24 protein-coding genes are annotated in these 23260 nt (G+C 70.8%); 17 read left to right on the top strand and 7 right to left on the bottom strand.

Going from position 1 to position 23260, the window contains the following annotated elements; all coding sequences use genetic code 11:
* Nucleotides 1-77 precede the first annotated feature (77 nt).
* From C4T78_RS24830 to C4T78_RS24810, 5 genes are read left to right on the top strand one after another with little or no spacing between them, the layout of a single operon-like run.
* Complete coding sequence (locus tag C4T78_RS24830; protein WP_093354689.1) at nt 78-1967, top strand: ATP-binding protein; 1890 nt, start codon at nt 78-80, stop codon at nt 1965-1967.
* Nucleotides 1968-2012: 45 nt separating this feature from the next.
* Entirely contained in the window at nt 2013-2450 is a 438-nt protein-coding gene (locus C4T78_RS24825) for a roadblock/LC7 domain-containing protein (RefSeq protein ID WP_093156112.1), read from the top strand.
* Between the two features lie 2 nt (nt 2451-2452).
* On the top strand, nt 2453-2812 hold the full coding sequence (locus C4T78_RS24820; protein ID WP_093156114.1) for a DUF742 domain-containing protein: 360 nt from the start codon (nt 2453-2455) through the stop codon (nt 2810-2812).
* The gene (locus tag C4T78_RS24815) at nt 2793-3365 is read left to right on the top strand and encodes a GTP-binding protein (protein ID WP_093354692.1); all 573 of its coding nucleotides are present in this window, start codon (nt 2793-2795) and stop codon (nt 3363-3365) included. The genes C4T78_RS24820 and C4T78_RS24815 overlap by 20 nt, the downstream gene beginning before the upstream one ends.
* A gap of 25 nt (nt 3366-3390) precedes the next feature.
* Nucleotides 3391-3948 (top strand): GAF domain-containing protein, encoded by a 558-nt coding sequence (locus C4T78_RS24810; RefSeq protein ID WP_093354694.1) that lies wholly within the window; start codon nt 3391-3393, stop codon nt 3946-3948.
* Between the two features lie 181 nt (nt 3949-4129).
* Here C4T78_RS24810 and C4T78_RS24805 read toward each other — a convergent pair whose 3' ends face one another.
* Complete coding sequence (locus C4T78_RS24805) at nt 4130-5689, bottom strand: acyl-CoA dehydrogenase family protein (RefSeq protein WP_093354697.1); 1560 nt, start codon at nt 5687-5689, stop codon at nt 4130-4132.
* A gap of 761 nt (nt 5690-6450) precedes the next feature.
* Between C4T78_RS24805 and C4T78_RS24800 the strand changes: the two genes are divergently transcribed.
* The 6 genes from C4T78_RS24800 (at nt 6451) to C4T78_RS24775 (ending at nt 12593) form a co-directional block, all read left to right on the top strand.
* Nucleotides 6451-7350 carry a LysR family transcriptional regulator gene (locus C4T78_RS24800; protein ID WP_093354699.1) on the top strand — a complete coding sequence of 300 codons (900 nt, stop codon included), beginning with the start codon at nt 6451-6453 and terminating at the stop codon, nt 7348-7350.
* Nucleotides 7351-7473: 123 nt separating this feature from the next.
* The gene (locus tag C4T78_RS24795; RefSeq protein ID WP_093354702.1) at nt 7474-8646 is read left to right on the top strand and encodes a CaiB/BaiF CoA transferase family protein; all 1173 of its coding nucleotides are present in this window, start codon (nt 7474-7476) and stop codon (nt 8644-8646) included.
* Nucleotides 8643-9416, top strand: a complete 774-nt coding sequence (locus C4T78_RS24790; protein ID WP_093354704.1) for a crotonase/enoyl-CoA hydratase family protein — start codon at nt 8643-8645, stop codon at nt 9414-9416. Before C4T78_RS24795 ends, C4T78_RS24790 begins: the two co-directional genes overlap by 4 nt.
* Nucleotides 9413-10144 (top strand): acetoacetate decarboxylase, encoded by a 732-nt coding sequence (locus tag C4T78_RS24785; RefSeq protein WP_177247659.1) that lies wholly within the window; start codon nt 9413-9415, stop codon nt 10142-10144. Before C4T78_RS24790 ends, C4T78_RS24785 begins: the two co-directional genes overlap by 4 nt.
* 191 nt (nt 10145-10335) lie before the next feature.
* Entirely contained in the window at nt 10336-11280 is a 945-nt protein-coding gene (locus C4T78_RS24780; RefSeq protein WP_177247660.1) for a 3-hydroxyacyl-CoA dehydrogenase NAD-binding domain-containing protein, read from the top strand.
* Between the two features lie 128 nt (nt 11281-11408).
* Entirely contained in the window at nt 11409-12593 is a 1185-nt protein-coding gene (locus tag C4T78_RS24775) for an acyl-CoA dehydrogenase family protein (RefSeq protein WP_093354709.1), read from the top strand.
* Nucleotides 12594-12652: 59 nt separating this feature from the next.
* On the opposite strand, the gene C4T78_RS24770 is transcribed toward C4T78_RS24775, so the two are convergent.
* From C4T78_RS24770 to uvrB, 4 genes are all read right to left on the bottom strand, one after another.
* On the bottom strand, nt 12653-13111 hold the full coding sequence (locus tag C4T78_RS24770; protein ID WP_093354712.1) for a VOC family protein: 459 nt from the start codon (nt 13109-13111) through the stop codon (nt 12653-12655).
* Between the two features lie 50 nt (nt 13112-13161).
* A complete protein-coding gene (locus C4T78_RS24765) occupies nt 13162-14103 on the bottom strand; it encodes an erythromycin esterase family protein (protein ID WP_093354714.1) in 942 nt (313 codons plus the stop codon).
* Nucleotides 14104-14309: 206 nt separating this feature from the next.
* Entirely contained in the window at nt 14310-15086 is a 777-nt protein-coding gene (locus C4T78_RS24760; RefSeq protein ID WP_093354717.1) for a phosphotransferase family protein, read from the bottom strand.
* A 104-nt stretch (nt 15087-15190) separates the two neighbouring features.
* A complete protein-coding gene (gene uvrB, locus C4T78_RS24755; protein WP_093354719.1) occupies nt 15191-17347 on the bottom strand; it encodes an excinuclease ABC subunit UvrB in 2157 nt (718 codons plus the stop codon).
* A 107-nt stretch (nt 17348-17454) separates the two neighbouring features.
* Between uvrB and C4T78_RS24750 the strand changes: the two genes are divergently transcribed.
* From C4T78_RS24750 to C4T78_RS24740, 3 genes are all read left to right on the top strand, one after another.
* A complete protein-coding gene (locus C4T78_RS24750) occupies nt 17455-17886 on the top strand; it encodes an SPW repeat protein (RefSeq protein ID WP_093354722.1) in 432 nt (143 codons plus the stop codon).
* A gap of 93 nt (nt 17887-17979) precedes the next feature.
* Nucleotides 17980-18576, top strand: a complete 597-nt coding sequence (locus tag C4T78_RS24745; RefSeq protein WP_093354724.1) for a ribonuclease FAU-1 family protein — start codon at nt 17980-17982, stop codon at nt 18574-18576.
* Nucleotides 18577-18804: 228 nt separating this feature from the next.
* Nucleotides 18805-19188: a DUF402 domain-containing protein gene (locus C4T78_RS24740; protein ID WP_235863643.1), complete on the top strand. Its 384-nt coding sequence runs from the start codon at nt 18805-18807 to the stop codon at nt 19186-19188.
* Nucleotides 19189-19240: 52 nt separating this feature from the next.
* On the opposite strand, the gene C4T78_RS24735 is transcribed toward C4T78_RS24740, so the two are convergent.
* Nucleotides 19241-19882 carry a response regulator gene (locus tag C4T78_RS24735; protein ID WP_093156137.1) on the bottom strand — a complete coding sequence of 214 codons (642 nt, stop codon included), beginning with the start codon at nt 19880-19882 and terminating at the stop codon, nt 19241-19243.
* Nucleotides 19879-21018, bottom strand: coding sequence for a sensor histidine kinase (locus C4T78_RS24730; protein WP_235863644.1), 1140 nt, complete (start codon nt 21016-21018; stop codon nt 19879-19881). Before C4T78_RS24730 ends, C4T78_RS24735 begins: the two co-directional genes overlap by 4 nt.
* 373 nt (nt 21019-21391) lie before the next feature.
* Here C4T78_RS24730 and C4T78_RS24725 point away from each other — a divergent pair, with 373 nt between their 5' ends.
* Genes C4T78_RS24725 through C4T78_RS24715 form a run of 3 tightly spaced genes read left to right on the top strand, consistent with a single transcriptional unit; the run spans nt 21392 to nt 23247 of the window.
* On the top strand, nt 21392-21937 hold the full coding sequence (locus tag C4T78_RS24725; RefSeq protein WP_093354729.1) for a GlcG/HbpS family heme-binding protein: 546 nt from the start codon (nt 21392-21394) through the stop codon (nt 21935-21937).
* 58 nt (nt 21938-21995) lie between these two features.
* Complete coding sequence (locus tag C4T78_RS24720) at nt 21996-22481, top strand: GlcG/HbpS family heme-binding protein (protein ID WP_093354732.1); 486 nt, start codon at nt 21996-21998, stop codon at nt 22479-22481.
* Nucleotides 22482-22509: 28 nt separating this feature from the next.
* Nucleotides 22510-23247, top strand: a complete 738-nt coding sequence (locus tag C4T78_RS24715) for an ankyrin repeat domain-containing protein (protein WP_093354734.1) — start codon at nt 22510-22512, stop codon at nt 23245-23247.
* Nucleotides 23248-23260: the final 13 nt, after the last annotated feature.

Here is a 23260-nt window from a genome sequence, read left to right as displayed (position 1 = left end):
CCAGTAGTCCCGCGGTGACGCCCCCGACCCCCGGTGCTTCGCGCACCCGTCGCCGTCTCCCCCGACCAAGGACGCTGATGTCTGAGTTCCCTTTAGCCGCATCGGAGCCCGAGCGGTTACCCGCGTCGACGTCCGACGCGGATGAAGACCTGCGGCCCGAGCTGCAGCGACTGGTCATGCTCCCGCTGGTGGTGGTGGCCCTGCTGGGCATCGCCGTGGCCGTGGTGCTGGCCCTGGACACGCCCGTCGAGCTGCGCTACGCAGCGCTCGGGGTCGGAGGGATCGGCTGCATAGCCGTTCTCCTCATAGGATTCCGCAAGGCGACCGCCACCGCCACCGAGCTCAACGAGCGCTCCGAGGACTCCTCCAAGGACGCGCAGCGCTCCCTCATCGACAACGCGCGCCGCGAGCGGCAGTGGATCGAGACCCTGCGCAAGGAGATCGCCCAGGGCCGGGAAGAACTTCCCCAGCTGGTGGAGCGCGTCCAGGCCGGCGACCAGCCCGCGCCGAGGTGGCCCACCGGTGAGCCCGGCGCGAGCAGCGACCCCTTCGAGCTGCTCTCCTACGAGATCCGGCAGGCGCAGGCCGCCGCCGAGTTCGCCGTGGTCCGCATGCAGCAGTTCACCGAGAGCGGGGCGGCCGTCGACCCGAGCGTCGCGGTGTTCGCCAACATCGCCCGCCGGGTGCAGTCGCTGGCGCACCGCGCCATCCAGCGGCTCGACGACCTCGAGCAGCGCGTCGAGGACCCGGACCTGCTCAAGGGCCTGTTCGCCGTCGACCACCTGGTCACCGGCGTCCGCAGGCAGGCGGAGAGCCTCGCGGTGCTCGGCGGTTCGATGCCGCGGCGCCAGTGGAGCCAGCCGGTCGCGATGTACACCGTGCTGCGCTCGGCGGTCGCCGAGGTCGAGCACTACGCCCGGGTCAAGGTGATCCCGCCGGTCGACGGCACGCTGCACGGGCACGCGGTCGCCGACGTCATCCACCTGGTCGCCGAGCTCGTCGAGAACGCGACCTCGTTCTCCGAACCCGACACCCAGGTCACGGTGAGCACCCAGCGGGTCACCGCGGGCATGGCGATCGACATCCGCGACCGCGGGCTGGGCATGAGCCCGGCCGACCGCACCCAGCTCAACGAGCTGCTCGCCAACCCCGGCACCGTGGACCGCGACGAGCGGCTCAAGGACGGCCGGATCGGGCTGTACGTGGTCGCCCAGATCGGCCAGCGGCACCAGGTCGCCGTCGAGCTCGAGAACAACATGTACGGCGGCACCGACGCCCACGTGGTGATCCCGAACAAGCTGCTCGGCGAGGTCGAGGACGGGGAGCCGGAGCGGTCCCCCGTGGACGCCATCGTGGCACCGGAACCGGCTCCCCAGCCGGAACCGGCCGCCGCGCCGGAGCCGGTGGCCGCACCGGAACCGCCGCCCAGGCAGGAGCCGGTGGCCAGGCCGGAACCGGTCGCCGCGCCCGAGCCGGTCGCACCCGAACCGGCCGCCAAGCCGGAGCCGGCGATCAGGCAGGAGCGGATCGAGGCGTGGCCCGCCCCGCCCGAGCCGGTCCACGCACCCGAGAACGGCACTCGACGCGGCGTGCACCGCGCTCCCGTCGAGAGCATGTCCGGCGGTTCCAACGGGAATTCGGCGCCGTCCTACGGGCGGCACACCGGAGTCGTCCCGGCGGAGAAGCCGAGCTCCTCGGACACGACCATGCAGTTCCCCAGAACGCAGCTCCCGAGCGAGCCGACCCCCACCGGGCAGTTCCCCGGAGAGAAGGTGCTCATCGACGAGAAGCGGCCGCCGCTGCCGCGGCGCGATCGAACGAAGAGCTACGTCGCACCGGAGCTCGCCGGCGGTCCGCGGACCGACGACACCCCGCGCGGCGGGCCAAACCCAGGCTTGTGGGCGTCCTTCCGTCAGGGCGTCGAAGGCGGAGTCGCCGACCGACGCCCCGACGACCAGTCGGGCTGACCCGCTCGCTCCTCCCCCGCACTGATCCCAAGGAGTTCTCTACCGATGGCCAATGACGTGCCCGGCTCGGCATCCGACCTGAGCTGGCTGCTCGCCGATCTGATGCGCCGGGTTCCGCACACCCGCTGCGCCCTGCTGGCCTCCTCGGACGGACTGCGCCGATACCACCACGGACTGGATTCCGACGAGGCCGACGCGCTGGCCGCCTGGGCCGCCGCGCAGTGCTCGCTGGCCCGCAACGGCGGCTACCGCTTCGGTGCCGGCGGCGGCGTCCGGCAGGTGGTGGCGGAGTTCGACGACGTGATCTTCTTCGTCTCCGCCGCCGGCCAGGGCGCGGTGCTCGTCGTGCTCGCCACCCCGGAAGCCGACGCCTCCGTGCTGGGCTACGAGATCGCCCAGCTCGTCAAGCGGGTGCCCGCGCACCTGACCACCGCATCCCGGCAGCCGGCCGCCGCGCGGGGCGTCGGCGAACTGGGCAGGTGACGATGTCGGGACCTCCGGAGAAGATGTGGCTGGACAACGAAGCCGGCCCCCTGCTGCGGCCGTACTCGCTCACCAACGGCCGGACCAAGCCGTCCGCGACGCTGTCACTGCAGTCGCTGGTGCGGTCGACCGGTCGTCTCGCCCCTGACCGGGTGGAACCGACGCACGCCAGGATGCTGGAGCTGTGCCGGTTCGCCACCTCGGTCGCCGAGGTCTCCGCCCACCTGCGCCAGCCCGCGGTGGTCACGAAGGTATTGCTGTCCGACCTCATCGACTGGGGCGCCATCACCACGCGCGTGCCCACCGATATGCCGGACCGAGAACAACTGGAGGCGTTGCTGCATGGTCTCCGACAGCTCTGAGCTGTTCCCGACCGCGTTCAAGTTCCTGATCGCGGGCGGATTCGGCGTCGGGAAGACCACTTTCGTCCGGTCGGTCAGCGAGATCGAACCGCTCACCACCGAGGAGACCCTCACCGTCGCCAGCATCGGCACCGATGACCTGACCGGTGTCGGGGAGAAGACCACGACCACCGTCGCCATGGACTTCGGGCGCATCACGTTCGACCCGCAGAACATCGTGCTGTTCCTGTTCGGCACCCCTGGCCAGGAGCGGTTCTGGTTCATGTGGGAGGACCTGGTGCGCGGCGCGCTCGGCGCGGTGGTCCTGGCCGACACCCGGCGGCTGGAGGACTGCTTCGCCGCGGTGGAGTTCTTCGAGTCGCGCGGCATCGAGTTCGTCATCGCGGTCAACCACTTCGAGGGCGGGTTCCACTACCAGCCCGAGGAGGTGCGCGAAGCGCTGGACATCAAACCGCACGTGCCGGTGGTGCTCTGCGACGCGCGCGATCGGCGATCGGCGGCGTCGGTGCTGGTGAAGCTGACCGAGCACGTACTGACCGCCCGTCCACTATAGACGCCATTTGGAAACGGAGTTCCCAATGACGACCTTCGACGAAGCCGGCTACCGGCATCTGACCCCGGTCGACAACCGCGGTGCCGAGCGGCAAGCGAGGCTTCGCCAGCTCGGGCTGGGCGAGAAGCCGGAGCCCGAGTTCGAGGCGTTCGCCAAGCGGGTCGCGAAGACCCTCGGCGTGCCCAACGCGATGGTCAACTTCGTCGGCGCGACCCACCAGTACGTCGGCGGCCTGTACTCGCAGATGATGCCCGACGAAGGTGCCACCGCCGGCCCGGAGATGCGCACCGCACCGCTGGACACCGGCTACTGCCCGCACGTCATCGCGCGCGGCATGGCGCTGGTGCTGGAGGACGTCTGCGACTACCCGCGCTTCGCGGGCAACGACATCGTGGACCGGATGAACGTCCGCTCCTACCTGGGTGCGCCGCTGATCGACCGCACCGGCACCCCGCTCGGCACGCTGTGCGTCATCGACAGCGAGCCGCGGCCGTGGGGCCGGGACGGCCTGCACGCCATCAAGTCGCTGGCCAGCGAGGGCGTGGAGCTGATCCACACCCACGAGCGGGAGCGGCAGAACTGAGCACGACCACAGGAAAAGCCCCGGCGTTCAGCTGAACACCGGGGCTTTTCGTCGTGTTCGCCCTGGCTGGCGGCGCTCGCACCGCCGCGGGTTCTCAGCGGCCGCCTGGGCCAGGACAGCTCGCGGTCCAGGCGACCGCTGAGGTTCCGCCGCGCAGGGCGGACCTGGGTTTTCAGCAGCGCTAGTGGCGGCGCAGCAGGAGGTCCAGGTCGTTCTGGTCGCCCGGGCGGCGTTGTTCCACGTCGCCGATGGTGTCGTCGTAGCCGCCGATGTGCCGGGCGATCGCATCCACAGTGGGCAGTTCCACGAACGGTGTTCCCTGCTCCGCCGTGCGTAACCGCTCGGACAGCTGCTGCTCGCACCAGGCCGCGGTGTACTGGGCCATCTCGGAGCGGTGCTGCGACTGCGCGGTCAGGCCTGCCATGATCGTCCAGCAGGTCAGCTCGCCGACGACGTTGGCCAGCACGTGCTGGCTCTGCACGTTCGCGGTCTTGGCCGAGGCCAGCTTGGCGACTCCGGCCGCGAGCTCCTGCAGGTGCGGCGCCACGTCGAACTCGTCGAGCAGCGACAGCACGCGCTGCGGCGCGGCGAGCATCCGGGACCCCAGGTAGACGGTGATCGCCTCGGTGGAACCCTCGAAGATGCGCAGCAGCCGGTAGTCGCGGAAGAACTGGCCGAGGACGTTGGTGTCGACGTAGCCGCGCGCGCCCAGCAGCTGGACGCTGCGGTCCACCACCTGCCACATGAGCTCGCAGCCGGTGATCTTCGCGGCGAAGAAGAGCTCCTCGGGGACGTGCTCGCCGGAGTCCATCCGCGCGCCGATGTAGCGCACCAGCGCCTCGACGGCCTGCGTGGCGGCCACCGATTCGGCGAAGAGCTGGTGGATGCGGCCGTTCTCCGCCAGGTTCCCGGTGGCCACCTGCCGCCGCCGCGCGAAGCGCTCCGCGAGCTCCAGGGAGCGCATCATGGCACCCAGGCCGCCCGCGGCCAGGGTTACCCGGCCGCGCATGAACGCTTCCTTCGCCGCGAGCAGCCCGGCACCCTCACCGCCGAGCAGGGCGTCGCCGGGCACGCGCAGGCTCTGGAACTCCAGGCTGTTCTGCGGGACCGCCTTCAGGCCGAGGGTGAGGACCTCCGGGCCGCCCACGAAGCCCGGCGTCGAGGTGTCGACCAGGAAACCGGTGATGCCCAGGTCCCGGCCGTACTCGTCGCTGAGCCGGGCGAACACGTTGACGTAGGTGGCATCAGCGCCCAGGCTGATCCACTGCTTGGAACCGTTGATCACGTAGGAACCGTCCGGCCACCGCTCCGCGCGCGCTTGGACGGCGCGGACGTTCGACCCCGCACCGGGCTCGCTGATCGCGCTGGTGATCAGCGCCCGCCCCTGCGCCACGTCCGGCAGCACCGCGCTCTTCACGTGCTCCGCGGCGTAGTGCGCGACCGGTGGGACACCGAGGGTGTTGTGCACGCCGAGGAGGACGAACAGGTTCGCGTCGATCGCGCCCAGCTGGGTGATCACGCGCAGGAAGTCGGAGTGGGAGAGGCCCAGCCCGCCGTGCTCCTCGGCTATCTGCAGGCCGAACAGCCCGTGGGCGGCCAAGTCCGGGATCAGCGAGGTCGGGAAGGCGCGCCGCTCGTCCATGCGCCGCGAGTCGAGCCGCTGCCTGCTGTACCTGCGCAGGAATTCCAGCAGGTGCGACACCCGGTCCGGGGTTGTGTCGCTGTGATCGGTTGGTTCCATACGTCCCTCCTGTGCGGACCGCCGCGCGCGATGGTGGCGCCCGGACCGCAGAACCGGCGGGTGCTGCCGGAGGCGGGACGGTCAGGGCGCGCGAGATCTCCTGCCGGGGCGTTCCGGCAGGTGGGGTGCGAGTCTTTCTACGGCGGAAAGGCGACTCCACGCGAAGCGGTCGCTGGCTCCTGACCAACGTGGGGTGCCGGCGGCCCCGACTTCGGGCCGACCGGCGCAAGCAGGTGCACCGCGGTGCGGGCGGCAGCGGTGGCAGGTGCGGCCACCTCGCCCGCCGGAGTTCGTGCAGCCCCGACGCGACCGCGGCGACGCCCACGAGGGCACCCGCGAAGCGACTGGGCGGCGTTCATGCACTAGCTCCGTTCCACGACAACCTGATGCATCCGTCCAATGTCGAACAGTGGTGGCAAAAATACCCTCTTTAGTTCATACGGGGTACCACCTTTACGGTGAGACGATCACCCCAAAACGGAAGATCAGTCACGCAGCGCAATAAAACTTCAACATTTATGACTCATGAGTAACAAGGTCTGTTGCAATATCACACTTTCGGCCAGCCATCCTCTCTTGACAGTCACGCAGAGTTGATCTTGGTCGATGGTACCTGTCCGCAGCGCGCCGATCACCCTCGGCGATGGAGAAACCCTCTCCCGGAGCCACGGTTTCACCCAGAACCGTTGCGCGCCAACGGCATTCGCGCGTGATAGGCTGGTTACACAGTCCGGTCCGGCCTCGACAGCTTGAGCTACGCCATGGAGATGTTCCACCTGCGGTACTTCGTGGCCGTCGCGGAGAACCTGTCGTTCTCCAAGGCCGCGCGGCAGCTGCACATGGCGACCTCGCCGCTCAGCCAGCGCATTCGCGACCTGGAGCGCGACCTCGGTTCGGCGCTGTTCGAGCGCGACTCCCACCACGTCCGGCTGACCAGCACCGGAGCGGCTCTGCTGCCGATCGCCAAGGACGTGCTCGGCCGGTTCGACGACATCCCCTGGCGGCTGCGCGAGGCGACCAGCCCGCGGCGCGCGATCGTCTACGTCGGCATCCCACCCGGCCTGCACTCCTCGCTGCGCGACCGGCTGCGGTCCTTCGAACAGCGGTGCGCGGCCGAGTGCGACCTCAAGCGCTGGCCGGGCGGCAGCGACGACCTGCTCATCGGGGTGCAGCGCGGAGAGCTGGCGATGGCCCTGGTGCACCTGCCGGTGCACGCCGAGGGCATCGAGGTGTTCGAGGTGATGCGCGAGCCGCTGGGCGCCGTGCTGCCGGCCGCCGAGTTCGGCTCCCGGACCTCGGTCTCGCTGCACGAGCTGGTCGACCACACCTACGTGAGCCCGGCGCCGCGGATGCTGCCGAGCTACTACGACGAGGTGGAGGCGCGCCTGCGGGCCGCCGGGATCCACCGCCGGATGACGCTGAACACCGGCGATTACGGCAGCACGAGTGAATTCGTCGCGAACGGGTCGGCATTCTCCATTTCGATGCTGGATCCGGCGAGCGGAATGCAGAAGCACCGCGTGGAAAGCACCGTGGTGCTCCCCTTCGCCGATTTCGACCCGGCGCTGGCGACCGGCCTGATCTGGCGGCGGGATCGCGCAGAAACCCACTCCGACCTGCTGAGACTGATCGACGAGGCCAAGCTGGCACTGGCGGCGTGACCGCTGCGGTCACGCCATTGTTCGCGCAATGGTGCCACCCATCGATTGAATCCCCGCCGACCGCCGGACTAACGTAATTAGCGAAGCGAATTAATCCATCGGGAACTGTTCCCGGGAGTGGTAATGACCTCTGCTGATACCTCAACCGGCCCGCTGGCGGGCGTGCGCGTGATCGACATGGCCACCGTCGTGATGGGCCCCTACGCCGCCCAGATCCTCGGCGACCTCGGCGCCGACGTGATCAAGATCGAGTCGCCGAAGGACACCGTGCGCCACGGCACGCTGCACCGGACCCCCGGCATGACACCGCTGAACCTCAACGTGAACCGGAACAAGCGCAGCGTCCGGCTGGACCTCAAGGACGACGCGGAGCGTGCCGAAGCCCTGGAGCTGATCGGCACCGCGGACGTCCTGATCACCAACATGCGCATCGGCGCGCTGCGCCGCCTGGGCATGGACTACGAGAGCCTGGCCGCCGCGAACCCGCAGCTGATCTACGCGCACGCGCAGGGCTTCCGCCCCGACTCCGACCGCGCCGGTCTCGCCGCCTACGACGAGACCGTGCAGGCCGCCTCCGGACTGCTGGACCTGGCCCAGCGCTCCGGCGACATCGGGCAGCCGGTGGTGCTGCCGAGCATCTTCGCCGACAAGGTCGCCGCGCTGACCATCGCCTACTCGGCGCTGGCCGCCCTGGTGCACCAGCGGGCCACCGGGCAGGGCCAGCTCGTCGAGGTGCCGATGGCCGACACGCTGCTGGCGTTCAACCTGGTCGAGCACCTGCAGGGCCGCCTGTACGAGCCGCCGATGGGGCCGACCGGCTTCGCGCTGTCGATGAACAAGGGCCACCGCGCCCGGCCCACCAAGGACGGCCTGGCCATGATCATCCCCTACAGCCCGCAGAACTTCCGCGACCTGTTCTGCGCGGCCGGCCGCCCGGACCTGGCCGAGGACCCGCGGCTGGCGGGCGAGTTCGTGGACGGCAGGCGCGACGGCGAGGCGCTGGCCGAGCTGATCGAGTCCGTCACGCCCGCCCTGACCACCGCCGAGTGGATCGAGGTGTGCAGCAAGCACAGCATCCCGGTCGGCCCGGTGCTCAAGCTCGACGAGGCCGCCGACGACCCCTACGTGCGCGACGGACACCTGCTCGACGTCGCCGAGCACCCCAGCGAAGGCAGCTACCGCGTGGTGGGCGTGCCGGTGAGCTTCTCCGCCACCCCGGCCGCGATCCGGCGGCACGCGCCGCTGCCCGGCCAGCACACCGAGGAAGTCCGCACCGAGCTCAGGAGGGGCGAATGAACGCGCCGGACACCGCGGTGCAGACCGAGACGGCCGGATCCGCGCTGGTCATCACCATCAACCGCCCGCAGGCCCGCAACGCCGTCGACACCGCGGTGGCCACCGGCATCGCCGCCGCCGTCGACGAGCTCGAAGCCAATCCGGAGCTGAGCGTGGGAGTGCTCACCGGCGCGGCGGGCACCTTCTGCGCGGGCATGGACCTCAAGGCAGCGGCTCGCGGCGAATCGCCGGTGGTGCCGGGCCGAGGCTTCGCGGGGCTCGCGGAGGCCGAGACCCGCAAGCCGCTGATCGCCGCCGTCGAGGGCTACGCGATGGGCGGCGGGTTCGAACTCGCGCTGGCGTGCGACCTGATCGTGGCCGCCACCGGGGCGCGGTTCGCGCTGCCCGAGGTCAAGCGCGGCTTGATCGCCGGGGGCGGCGGGGTCATCCGGCTGCCCAAGCGCATCCCGCACCACCTGGCGATGGAACTGCTGCTGACCGGCCGCGCCATCGACGCGCAGCGGGCGCGCGAACTGGGCCTGGTCAACCGCGTCGTGGACGACGGCGAGGCCGTGACCACCGCCCTGCAGCTGGCCGCCGAGGTCGCCGCGAACGCGCCGCTGGCGCTGGCGGCGGTCAAGAAGGTGGTCCGGCTCTCCGATGGTGCGCCCGACGCCGAGGCGTTCTCCGCACAACGCGCGGAAGCGCGAGCGCTGCGCGAATCCGAGGACTTCGCCGAGGGCGTGCGCGCCTTCGCCGAGAAGCGCGCTCCGAAGTGGACGGGACGATGAACCGCGAACAGATCCTGCGGAGCGTGGCCACACCGCTGACCAGCCCCGCCTACGCCCCGGCCGCGGTGCGGTTCACCGACCGCGAGTACCTGAACATCGTCTACCGCACCGATGCCGACGCGCTGCGGGCGGTGGTGCCCGAACCGCTGGAGTTCGACGAACCGCTGGTGCGCTTCGAGGTCATGAAGATGGGCGATGTCACCTCGTTCGGCCCGTACGTCGAGGCCGGGCAGGCGATCCCGGTGCGCCTCGGCGACGAGCGCGGCGAGTACCTGCACGCCATGTACCTCGACAACTTCCCGGCCACCGCGGCCGGGCGCGAGGCCAGCGCCTACCCGAAGGTGATGGGTTCCCCGGCGCTGCGCGTCGACCACGCCGCGCTGGTGGGCACTCTGGACTACGGCGCGGAGCGGGTGGCCACCGCGACGATGGGCTACAAGCACCACCCGTTGGATCCGGCCGAGGCCGAAGCGCAGATCACCGCGCCCACCTACATGCTCAAGATCGTGCCCGGTGCGCGCGGGCCGCGGGTGTGCGAACTGGTGCGCAGCCAGATCACCGACATCACCGTCAAGGCCGCCTACACCGGTCCCGCGCGGCTGCAGCTGTTCGAGCACGTGCTCGCCCCGCTGGCCGACCTGCCGGTGCGCGAGATCGTCTCGGCCAGCCACGTCCTGACCGACCTGACCCTGGGCGGCATCGAACCCGTGCACGACTACCTGGCCTGAGAGCTCTGCCTGCGAACTCGCTCGCGCAGCGGAACCTCAGCGCCCGCCGGCCCTCCGGCCTGATGCACGGCGGTCGGGGCGCCTCGCCAGGCGAACGCTGGGAAACGCCGACGGCGGACTGAACGCCTCCGGCGTCTCAGAACGAAGACCAAGAAGCAAGTTCAACGACCGACACTGATCGAGGAGAGCGCATGAGTGCGCAGTGGACGAAAGTCGCGGTGGTCGGCGCCGGGACGATCGGGCTGTCCTGGGCGGCGCTGTTCGCCGCGAACGGCCTCGAAGTCCGCATCACCGACCCGCGCGAAGACCTCGCCGACGCGGTGCGCGCGGCGATGCCGTCGCTGGCCGCCGGCATCCCGGGCGCCGACGTGGACGAGCTGCTCGACCACATCCACCTGACCGGGGATCTCGCCGAGGCGGTGACCGGCGTGGACCTGGTGCAGGAGAACGGCCCGGAGCGGCTGGAGTTCAAGCAGCGGCTGTTCGCCGAGATCGCCCGCCACGCACCGGAGAACGCGGTGCTGGCCTCCTCCAGCTCCGGCATCATCGCCAGCGCGATCGCCGCCGAACTGCCCGGGGCCGTGGCAGCGCGGCTGCTCATCGCGCACCCGTTCAACCCGCCGCAGGTCGTGCCGCTGGTGGAGATCGTGCCGGGCGAGCGCACCGCGGAGCCGGTGGTCGAGGCAGCGGTGGAGTTCTACCGCGCTCTCGGCAAGACCCCGGTCCGGCTGCGCAAGGAGATCCCGGGCTTCGTCGCCAACCGCCTGCAGAGCGCGATCATGCAGGAGTCGATCTCCTTGGTGCTGCGCGGAGTCGTGAGCGTCGAGGAGCTGGACACCGTGATGAAGGCATCGCTGGGCGGCCGGTACGCGACCGTCGGCCCGTTCGAGAGCTTCCACCTCGGCGGCGGTCCCGGCGGCATCCGGCACATGATGGCCCACCTCGGCATCGGCATGGCCGAGCGCTGGAAGGACCTCGGCCACCCGCAGCTGACCGAGGACGCCATCGCGGCGATCTCCGACCAGACCGAAACCACCTACGGCTCGGGCCCCACCGCCTACGAGCAGCGCTCCGAACTGCGCGACCGCAAGCAGAACGCGATCAACGCGGCCCTGCACGACATCGAGCAGAGCTGAACCCGACCCGCACCACGGCCTCCGCCACCCGTTCCCGCAATTTCAATTGAAATTGCACGTCCAATTTCAATTGAAATTGCGGAGGCACCGGCGCCGGGGGCTGCCGAACGACCACTGAGGACTGAGGAATGCCCAAGCCCGTCAACACCAACCCCGACTTCTTCGGGTTCGCCGACCTGCTCAGCGATGCCGAGCGCGCCGAACTCGCCGAGATCCGCGACTACCTGGAGCGGGAGATCAAGCCGCTCGCGAACGACGCGTGGGAGAAGGCCGAGTTCCCGTTCGAGGTCGTGGCGAAGTTCGCCCGGCTGCACCTGGCCGGTTACCAGTACCCCGAGTACGGCGACGGCAAGTCGCGCAGCCCGCTGTTCACCGGCTTCCTGAGCCTGGAGCTGAACCGGATCGACCCGTCCCTGGCGGTGTTTTCCGGTGTCCACACCGGACTCGCGATGGGCAGCATCTACAACGGCGGCGACCAGGAGCAGCGGGACCGCTGGATCCCCGACATGGCGGACATGTCCAAGATCGGCGCGTTCGCCCTCACCGAGCCCGAGGGCGGCTCCGACGTGGCGGGCGGCATGCGCACCACGGCGCGGCGCGACGGCGATGAGTGGGTGCTCAACGGCGCGAAGCGCTGGATCGGAAACGGCACGTTCGCCGATCTGGTCGTGGTGTGGGCCCGCGACGAGGCCGACGGCCAGGTCAAGGGCTTCGTGGTGGAGAAGGGCACGCCGGGCTTCACCACGAGCAAGATCGAGGGCAAGATCGCACTGCGCACCGTGCAGAACGCCGACATCGTGCTCACCGACGTCCGGGTGCCGGAGGCCAACCGGCTGCAGAACATCAACAGCTTCCGCGACACCGCCAAGGTGCTGGCCAAGACCCGCGGCGGCGTGGCCTGGCAGGCGCTGGGCGTGGCGGTGCGCGCCTACGAGCTGGCGCGCGAGTACGCGGTGAACCGGGTCCAGTTCGGCAAGCCGATCGCCGCGTTCCAGATGATCCAGGACCTCCTGGTGAAGATGCTGGGCAACATCACCGCGATGTTCGGCATCGTTGTCCGCCTCAACGAGCTGGTCGCGCAGGGCCGCGGCGGCGCGGAGCAGGCGGCGCTGGCCAAGGCGTTCACCACGACGAAGATGCGCGAGGTGGTGGCCTGGGCGCGAGAGCTGTTCGGCGGCAACGGGATCGTCCTGGACTACGAGGTCGCGAAGTTCTTCTCCGACGCCGAAGCGGTGTACTCCTTCGAAGGCTCCCGCGAGATGAACACCCTGATCGTCGGCAAGTCCATCACCGGCCACAGCGCCTTCGCCTGAGCCCACCAGGACCGAACGGGCGCCTCCGGACTTCCCCGGAGGCGCCCGTTCCGCCGCGCTCAGCCGAAGAACTCCTGCGCCCGGCGGACGACCTCCTCCGGCGACACGTCCTCAACGTGCGTGAGCAGGACCCAGACGTGCCCGTGGGGATCGCGCAGGATGGCGGTGCGGTCGCCGTGGAACCGGTCGGCGGGCGGCTGCAGCAGTTCGGCTCCGGCCGCGACGGCCCGCTCGGCGAGCGCGTCGACGTCGTCGACGAAGACGTGCAGCCCCACGGTGGTGCCGCCGATGCTGGTCGGCGCCGCGAAGACGGGGCCTTCGGCATCGCCCAGCATGATGGTCGAGCCCTGGATGCTGATCTCCGCGTGCACGATCTTGCCGTCCCCGTCGGCGATGCGGAAGAGCTCCTCGGCGCCGAACGCGGTGCGGTAGAAGGCGATCGCCTCGGCGGCCCCGTCCAGCATCACGTGGGCGACGACGGCCTTGCGGTAGGTCTCGGGAACGGTGGTCTCGGACATGGAACTGACTCCTCGGTTGCGGGAAGGGTGGATGCGGAGCGCGGGGCCGGTCACGCAGTCGCGCGCAGCGGGCTGACCGGGGTGATCTCCTGGGCGTGGATCACGGCGTCGAACCAGCCCGCGAGCGATCCGCCGGAGAGGTGGTGGGCCGCGTCGTCGGCGGCGTCGTACTCGGGGCCGATCAGGCGCGTCTTCGCCGGCGCGTCGAGCCAGTCCCGCACCGGGGCCGGGCCGTCGGCGCGCAGGTCCAGGAGGTAGGCGTCCAGCCCGGTGGCGCCCAGGGCCGCGTCGGCGAACTCCGCGGGCGGGGCCGGGATCTGGTAGAGCGCGGTGCCGTGGTGGAAGGTCAGGCCGATGGACACGTAGTCGCCGCCGAAGTGCTCGCGGAGGTAGCCACCCGCGTTGCGGTGCGTCTGCGGCGGGGACGAGGGCGAGACGGTCCGCGGATCGCCGACGGCGGTGTGCGCGAGCCCGCCCCAGTAGACGATCTTGTCGCCGGTGCGCTCGTGCCAGCGGATCACGCCCTCGGCCAGGCCCTGCTCGATACCGGCCAGCCCGTCGAGCGACGGCGTCCACTCCGCGAGCGCGCCGACGAAGCGAACCGGATCACCGGGGTTGCGCCGGTTGAACGAACGCATCCACCTGATGACGTCGAGGATCTCCCCGGTCTGCCAGAAGGATCTCGCCTCGGCCAGCATCGCCCGCGGATCGCCCGCCCCGGTCCTGATGTGCTCGTCGAGCCCGAGCCTCGACGCGTCGTCCCCTTCCAGCGCGAACGAGCGGAAACCCTGCTCCTCCACCAGGAACCGGACGACCCGGTGCGAGAGGACGGACAGCTCGCGGGAGTGGCGGATCGACGCACCGACGGCCACGACCTCGGCGTCGCCCACGATGGCGGCCAGCGGCCGGAGATCGGCCAGCGGAGCACCGGGGTCGGACGTGCTGAGGCGGTGGGCGTGCTGCTCGACCCACCGGGTCACTGCCTCGGTCATGATCAGCTCTCCTCGTTCGGAGCGGTCCGGGAGCGCCCCGGTCGCGGCCGGCGCCGCACGAGAAGCATCAAACATCGACCAAGGTAGAGGTCAACCGAAAACTTCCAGGAATGTCGAGAAAGGTCGACGACCACCGCCTTCCTCCGTGCCCAGCGCCGGTCGAAGGCGATCACCGCGACCGGCAGGTCCTGTCGGACGCTCCGTTCTCACGGTTCCGCCGGTGCACCTTCGAGCCGGGCCGCGGTTCCTGCCAGACCACTGCGCACCAGGTCGGGATCGCCGGCGTCGATGCCGTGGAGGACCTCGTACCACGGTCCGAGCCGGTGCCAGTGGAGAGCGCGTTCGCGCTGGTCATCGGTCACTCCGTAGGCGGCGGCCAGTGCATCGGCGAACGCCGTCGGCGTACCGTGCAGCGCCCACGCGAGGTCCAGCGCCGGATCGCCGATGCCCGCATCGGCGAAATCGATCACGCCGGTGATCCCGGAAGCATCCGCCAGCACGTGCTCCGGCCCCAGGTCACCGTGCACGAGCACGTCCCGCGGGCAGTCGCGCACGGCATCGAGCAGCGCCAGCCCGGCACGCTGCTCATCGAGCGCCAGCATCGGCACCACCTCGGCCCGGAAGCGCGCCACCTCACCGGCCAGCTCGGCTGCCGCGTCCGCTGCGGGCGCAACGCCGCGCGCCACGGCATCGGGCACCGAGACCTCGTGCAGGCACCGCAGGAAGCGGCCGAGAACGCGCCCGTGCCCAGCGTTCAGGTGCTCGTGCGGTTCGCCGGGCACGATGAGGTGCCGGACGACGAGCGGTTCCTCCGCGACGACTTCGGGAACAGGGACGGGCAACGGCAGCCGGGGCGCCAACCACGGCATCAGCCGCGCTTCCCGCCGCAACCGGACTGCCACTTCCGGCCGCCGCGGCCGCCGCTCGACCCACCGCCCGCCGACCAGCCGCGCCGCGCTGTCCCAGCCACCGCCGAACTCCACGGCTCGGACCCTAGAGCCGCGAAGCGCCGCTCACCACCGAATTCCGGCCGCCCGCCGCGACGACCGGTCACCTCCGGTGTTCACCACACCGCCCGTCCGCTCCATCACTCGATGCCTGCCGCGTCCATGCCCCGGAGCTCCTTCTTCAGGTCCTGGATCTCGTCGCGCAGGCGGGCCGCCAGTTCGAACTGGAGCTCGCGGGCCGCGTTCATCATCTGGTCGTTGAGCTGCTGGACCAGGTCCGCCAGCTCCGCGCGCGGCATCGACTTGATGTCGCGGTCGTCCAGCAGACCCGCGCTGGCCACCGCCTCGCCGGTCGGCTTCTTGCCGCGGGAGGCGTTGCGGCCCGAACCGCCCACCGCCACCGACTCCTCGGTGTCCTCCGACTCGGTGTAGACCCGGTCCAGGATGTCGGCGATCTTCTTGCGCAGCGGCTGCGGGTCGATGCCGCGCTCTTCGTTGTAGGCGATCTGCTTGGCGCGGCGCCGGTTGGTCTCGTCGATGGCGTGCTGCATCGAGTCGGTGATCCGGTCGGCGTACATGTGCACCTGGCCGGAGACGTTGCGCGCGGCACGACCGATGGTCTGCACCAGGCTGGTGCCGGAGCGCAGGAAGCCCTCCTTGTCGGCGTCCAGGATGGACACCAGGGAGACCTCCGGCAGGTCCAGGCCCTCGCGCAGCAGGTTGATGCCGACCAGCACGTCGTACTCGCCCAGGCGCAGCTGCCGCAGCAGCTCGACGCGCCGCAGCGTGTCCACCTCGGAGTGCAGGTAGCGCACCCGGATGCCCAGTTCCAGCAGGTAGTCGGTGAGGTCCTCGGCCATCTTCTTGGTAAGCGTGGTGACCAGCACCCGCTCGTCGCGCTCGGCGCGCTCCCGGATCTCGTGCACCAGGTCGTCGATCTGCCCCTCGGTCGGCTTGACGATCACCTCGGGGTCGACCAGCCCGGTCGGGCGGATCACCTGCTCGACGAACTCGCCGCCCGCCTGCGCCATCTCGTAGGGGCCCGGCGTCGCCGACAGGTACACCGTCTGGCCGATCCGGTCGGAGAACTCCTCGAAGGTCAGCGGCCGGTTGTCCATCGCGCTGGGCAGCCGGAAGCCGTGCTCGACCAGCGTCCGCTTGCGCGAGGCGTCGCCCTCGTACATGCCGCCGATCTGCGGCACCGTCACGTGCGACTCGTCGACGATCAGCAGGAAGTCGTCCGGGAAGTAGTCGATCAGGGTGGCCGGAGCCGACCCGGCGGCGCGGTCGTCGATGTGCCGCGAGTAGTTCTCGATGCCGGAGCAGAACCCGACCTGGCGCATCATCTCGATGTCGTACTGGGTGCGCATCCGCAGCCGCTGGGCCTCCAGCAGCTTGTTCTGCTTCTCCAGCTTGCCCAGCTGCTCCTCGAGCTCGGCCTCGATGCCGTGGATGGCCTTCTCCATCCGGTCCGGGCCCGCCACGTAGTGGGTGGCCGGGAAGATCCGCAGCTCCCGCACCTCGCGCACGATCTCACCGGTCATCGGGTGCAGGTAGTGCAGCCGGTCGATCTCGTCGCCGAAGAACTCCACCCGCACCGCCAGCTCCTCGTAGGCGGGGATGATCTCCACGGTGTCGCCGCGCACCCGGAAGGTGCCGCGGGCGAAGGCGATGTCGTTGCGGCTGTACTGCACGTCCACCAGCGCGCGCAGGAACACGTCCCGGTCGATCTCGCCGCCGACCTCCAGCGGGATGGACCGGTCCAGGTACGACTGCGGCGTGCCCAGGCCGTAGATGCACGACACCGAGGAGACCACCACGCAGTCGCGGCGGCTCAGCAGGTTCGAGGTGGCCGAGTGGCGCAGCCGCTCGACGTCCTCGTTGATCGAGGAGTCCTTCTCGATGTAGGTGTCGGTCTGCGGGACGTAGGCCTCGGGCTGGTAGTAGTCGTAGTAGCTGACGAAGTACTCCACGGCGTTGTCCGGGAAGAACCCGCGCAGCTCGTTGGCCATCTGCGCGGCCAGCGTCTTGTTCGGCTCCAGCACCAGCGTGGGGCGCTGCACGCGCTCGATCAGCCAAGCCGTGGTCGCCGACTTCCCGGTACCGGTGGCACCGAGCAGCACAACGTCCTTCTCCCCGGAGTTGATCCGGCGCTCCAGGTCCTCGATGGCCTTGGGCTGGTCGCCGGCGGGCTGGTAGTCGCTGACCATCCGGAACCGGCCGTCGGTCCGCGGGATGTCGCTGACCGGCCGGAACTCGGAGTGCGCCAGTACGGGGTGCTCAGTCGCGAATGCCACGGCACCCAGCGTACGAGCTCACCCCGACATCATGTCGCGCCACGGGATGCCCGAAGCGCTGCCAGGGCGAATAATGGGCTGCGTCACCCCAGTCCTGGAGGTGGTGTATGTCGAGCAGCGCACCCATCGCAGGGCATCCGGATCTCACCGAGATGCGCATGCGCTATGAGCGGGCATCCGAAACTCCGACCGCTCAGGTGGCGGACGGCTTCACCGTTTTGGGTGGCCTGTTCGTCGCGTTGTCGCCGTGGATCACCGGATTCGCCGCCACGACGCCGTCGCTGGCGCTGAACAACCTGGTCGTCGGCCTGGCCGCCACGGTTCTCGGGATCTCGTTCGCCGCGGCCTACCACCGCACGCACGGCATCGCCTGGACAGCTCCGGTGCTGGGCGTGTGGACGATCGTGGCCGTGTTCGTCATGAGCGGGTCCGTCATGACCACGAGCACCGTGCTGTGCAACGTGATCGGCGGCGCGGTCCTGGTTCTCGCGGGTGCGGGAACGATGGCTCCGGCCTTCGCCACCCGCGCGTCGACCTGACCCCGACCGATCGGAGGTGACGGTATTCAAGTGGTGAAGAGATAGCGGGCGCGACGACCTTCGGACGTCGCGCCCGCCGCATACAGTGGCACCGTGACCACGCAGCGCGAGATCGCCGAGCAGCTCGGACTGCCCGTCCACCCGCCGAAGGCCGAGGTGTTCGACCTGGTCGCGGGCACCAACACCGACCCCAAGGGCCACTTGCGCGCCGTGCAGCGCTTCCACCGCGAGCCCTTCGGCCTCTACCTCGCCCGCACGATGCCGGGCCACCCGCGCCTCGCCGCGCTGGAATCGTGGCTGCTGCCCTCGCTGGGGCTGCGGGTGACCCGCTGGGACTGGCAGCCCGGGTACGAGCGCGACCTGGACTTCTACCTGGACGTGGTGGACGTCGAGGTGGGCGACCGGCAGTGGCGGACCGTCGACCACTACCTGGACGTCGAGGTGCGCGACCGCCGCGGTGCGGAGCTGCTGGACATCGACGAATTCGTCATCGCCGTGCGCGCCGGGCTGCTGGACGCGGCGACCGCGCAGCGGGCGATGGAGCGAGCCTGCGCCGCGGTCGACGGGCTGGCGCGGCACGGTTACGACCTGTCGGCGTGGCTGCGCGAGAGCGATATCGAGCTGTCGTGGCGTGGGCAACCTGTCGAGGATCCCGTACCCGGCCAGCGGCGGCTACCGCCAACCCGGTGATGCCCGTGGCCAGCGCAAATCGATATCCGACGAGCACTGAAAAGTTACGTTAAAAACAGTCGACGATGATCTTCAAACGCATTTTTCCCGCTACTGTCTGACGCCGTGGCGGCTGCGATTTCTCCCCAATTGGTTGAAGTCATCGACGTGTTCAGCTCGCAGCGTAGGCATCCCTCGGGATACGTTCACCAGCTCGAGGTATGCCACGTCGAGCGGTGGGGTCTGGCGGTGGAATGCCCGACCCCGGAGGCGGCGGACCACGCCGCCGAGATCACCTGGCTGCTGCCCGACCTCGGGCTCAAGCTGACCCGGTTCCGCCCGCGCAGCAGGCACTCGCGCCCGGGGCCGAGCACCCTCACCGCCGTGCACATCGAGCGCGAAACCCGCTCCTGGACCACCACCGACCTGCTGCTCGGGCTGGAGATCCAGGACCGCGGCCGCGCGCGGATCACCCACGCCGCCGAATTCGCCACGGCCGTCGCCACCGGCGCGCTGCGCCTCAGCGAAGCCGACTACGCCCTGCACACGGTGCACCGCACGCTCGACGAGATCACCCGCCACCGCGACCTGAACCAGTGGCTGGCCTACCGGGGCATCTTCGAAATCTGGTGACGAGAAGGCGGGCCGATTCGCGTAGCGGTGCGGGTAGCTCCGGGACCCCGGGTCAGCGCGGTGCGTCGTCGAAGCGGATAAGCCTGCGCCGGACGGCTTCGCGCACCGCCGCCATCCGGCTGTCCACGCCCAGCTTCGCGTAGATGTGCACCAGGTGCGTCTTCACCGTGGCCTCGCTGATGAACAGCTCGCGCGCCATGTCCCGGTTGCCCAGCCCGTGCGCCAGCAGCTCCAGGATCTCCACCTCGCGGTCGCTCAGCGCCTCCTCCGGGGTGCGGCTGCGCTGCAGCAGGCGGCTGGCGATCTCCGGCGACAGCGCGGTGCGGCCCTGCGCGGCGGCGCGGATCGCCTGGAACAGCTCCTCCGGCGGCCCGGCCTTGAGCAGGTAGCCGGTGGCGCCCGCGTCGATGGCGCGGTTGATGTCGGTGTCCGCGTCGTAGGTGGTCAGCACCAGCACGTGCGGCGGTTCGGGCAGCGCCAGCAGCTGCCGGGTGGCCGCCACGCCGCCCACGTCGTCGCCGAGCTGGAGGTCCATGAGCACCACGTCCGGTTTGAAGGCACCGGCCCGCTGCACGGCTTCCGCCGCCGCCGAGGCCTCGCCCACCACCTCGATGTCCTCCGCACCGGCCAGCAGCGCCGAGATGCCCGCGCGCACCACCGGGTGGTCGTCGACGACCAGCACCCGCACCGTCATGAGTTCCCTCCTACCGGGAAGGTCGCCGCGATCGCCGTGCCCTCCCCGGGACCACTCTCCACCACCAGCTCGCCGCCGAGCTGCGCGACCCGCGCCCGCATCCCGCGCAGCCCGTAACCCCGGTCGGCACCCGAGCGCGGGGCGTCGGTGTCGAAACCGGTCCCGTCGTCGCGCACGTCCAGCGCCACCGCGTCGGCCAGGTAGGACAGGGTGACACCGGCCTTGCGGGCGCCGCTGTGCTCGCGCACGTTGGCCAGCGCGCCCTGGGCTACGCGCAGCAGCGCCGCGTCGACGTCCTCGGAGGTCGCCAGCGGCTCGCCCACCGCCTCGAAGCGGACCTCGATGCCGGTCTCCGCCGCCGTCCGCGCGACCAGCTCGCGCAGCGCATCGGCCAGCGACTGCCGCGTCAACGCCGCAGGCGCCAGGCCCCGGACGAAGCGGCGGGCCTCGGCGAGGCTGTCCTCGGCGACCGCTCCCGCCCGCCGCACGTGCTCGCTCCGGTCGCCCTCGCGCTCGGCCGCCTGCAACAGCATCCGGATGCTCGACAGGCCCTGGGCGATGGTGTCGTGGATCTCCCGCGCCAGCCGTTCGCGCTCCCAGCTGATGCCGGCCTCCCGCTGCGCCTCGGCCAGCTCCCCGCGGGTGCGGACCAGCTGATCGATCAGCTGCTGGCGGCGCTCGCCCTCGTGCCTGATCTGCAGGAACACCGCGGTGGCCATCGCCGCCACCGCCAGCGGCACCAGCACGTCGATGACCTCGAAGCGCGGTGCCAGCCGCAGCTGCGCGAAGATCACCGTGCCGGTGAGCAGCACGACCGCGGCCAGCATCGGCTTCGGCCGCAGCAGCCGCAGGCACACGAAGAACAGCGGCACCGCGCACCAGCTGAAGCTCGGCGCCACCAGCACCAGCGCGCACCAGACGCCGACGACGGCGGCCAGCCACAGCTGACCGGCGCGCTCCCACCACACCACGCCCGCCACGTAGATCAGCACCAGCGCCGCCGACAGCCCGAGCAGCAGCGGCGTCACGCCCTGCAGCCCGTGCCCGGCGACGTAGCGCGACGCCGAGGACGCGAGCAGCACGAAGAAGCCCACGTGCATCGCGCGGTACAGCCAGCCGCCAGGTCGTTCGGTCAACGCGATCCCCTCGTCGCAGCAGTTCCGGGCGAACTGCTGGTGGTCGCTTTGCGCAGCGGTTCGGGTGGCGGAACCCGAGTGCTTCCCCGGACTGCGGGTGCCCCTCCTGATGTACCGGGGCCGTCCTCGCCAGGAACCACTCAGAACCCGCGGCGGTGCGAGCTGCGTGCGTGCTCAAAGCGGCTGGCGCCGCCTACAGGGCGCGGACGGCCACGCCGACAGACTGTAAGCCGCTCCGGGCCCGGCCACATCAATGGATCGGTTGACCCGCTCTCCACCGGGTGGCGTCCGAGGAGATCCGTTCCGACGACGCCCGGGGCGGCTGCGCGGCCGAAGCTGGAAGCACCGAACCGAAGCGAAGGAGTCATCACCGATGCGATCCACCTCCCGCAACCGCGCAGTCGTCGGCACCCTGGTCGGCCTGGGCATCCTCGGCGGCGCCACCGGCTTCACCGTCGCGCAGGCCGAGCCGGTCCACCAGCAGGCACCGACCCCGCCGGCCGCGGTCATCCAGCAGCCGGTGCTCAGCATCGACGCCGCGACCAAGGCCGCGCAGGCCGCGCTCGACGCCGCCGAGGCCAAGGGCCAGCGCGTCACCGTGTCCATCGTGGACCGCGCGGGCAACGAGCGGGTGCGGCTGACCGGCGACGGTGCCGGTCCGCAGAGCGGCGAGTCCGCCAAGCGCAAGGCCTTCACCGCCGTGGCCTGGAACCGGGCCACCTCCGAGCTGGGCAAGCAGGCCGGCGGCAACGGCCCCAGTCTCCGCGACATCCCGGGCACCCTGTTCCTCGGCGGCGGCGTCCCGGTGGCCGCGGGCACCCCGATCGCCGGCATCGGCGTCGCCGGTGCGCCCAGCGGCGACCTGGACGAGGAGTTCGCCCGCGCCGGGCTGAACGCCATCCAGGCCGAACTGCGGTAGCACCCCCATCCGGTCCCCGGCCCGACCGGGGACCGGCCCGCCGAAACAGGAGAAACCGATGAGGACAGCCGCGCTCACCCGACGCGTGGCGCTCGGGGCGTTCGCCGCACTGGCACTCGCCGCCTGCACCCCGACCGAACCGCAGCCCGCAGGGCCACCGCAGGTGCTCAGCCCCGATGCCGCGTCCAAGGCCGCGCACGCCGCGCTCGACGCCGCCGAGGCCGAGGGCCAGCGGGTGACCGTGTCCATCGTGGACCGATCGGGCAACGAGCGGATCAGGCTGACCAGCGACGGAGCGGGCCCGCAGAGCGGTGAATCCGCCAAGCGCAAGGCCTTCACGGCCGCGGCCTGGGGCCAGCCCACCTCGGAGCTGGACGGCGCCGCCCTCCGCGGCATCCCGGGCACCCTGTTCCTGGGCGGCGGTGTCCCCGTGATCGCCGGCTCCCCGATCGCCGGCATCGGCGTCGCCGGTGCGCCCAGCGGCGACCTGGACGAGGAGTTCGCCCGCGCCGGTCTCGAAGCCGTCGAAGCCGAACTGCCGTGACAGCACGACCGCCGAACAGGAGGATTCGATGAGGACAGCCGCGCTGACCCGACGCGTGGCGCTCGAGGCGTTCGCCGCACTGGCGCTCGCCGCCTGCACCCCGACCCAGCCGCCCGCTGCTCCACCGGCTCCCCCGCAGCCCGTGGAGCAGCCGCAGGCCGCGCAGCAGCCGAACCCGGAAGCGGACCGGCAACTGCTGGAGGCGGCCGATTCCGGTGACCTCGCGCAGGTCCGCGCGGCCCTGGCCGCCGGGGCGAACGTGGAGTCCCGCGACGACGACCAGCGCACCCCGCTGGTGCTGGCCGCGCTCGCCGACCACGTCGAGGTGGCCCGCGAGCTGGTCGCCGCCGGCGCCGACCCGAACGCCGCCGACTACCGCCAGGACACCGCGTTCCTGGTGACCGGGGTGACCGGCAGCGTCGGCATGCTGGAGGCGCTGCTGCCCGCGAACCCCGACTTCACGCTGCTCAACCGCTACGGCGGCACGGCGCTGATCCCGGCGGGCGAGCACGGCCACGTCGAGTACATCCGGGCGGCGGTGCGCACCGGCATCGACGTCAACCACGTGAACGACCTCGGCTGGACCGCCCTGCTGGAAGCGGTGGTCCTGGGTGACGGCAGCGAGCGCTACCAGCAGTCGGTGCAGATCCTCGTGGACGCCGGGGCGGACGTGAACATCCGCGACCGCAACGGGGTGACGGCGCTCCAGCACGCCGAAGCCGACGGCTACACCGAGATCGCGCGAATCCTCCGCGCGGCTTCCTGAGCCGGGTGGGGAC

Source organism: Saccharopolyspora kobensis, from assembly GCF_900108315.1.
GTDB classification, from domain to species: Bacteria; Actinomycetota; Actinomycetes; order Mycobacteriales; family Pseudonocardiaceae; genus Saccharopolyspora; species Saccharopolyspora kobensis.
The sequence above is the reverse complement of the archived record's forward strand: the minus strand, read 5'-3'. Positions and strand labels throughout refer to the sequence as shown.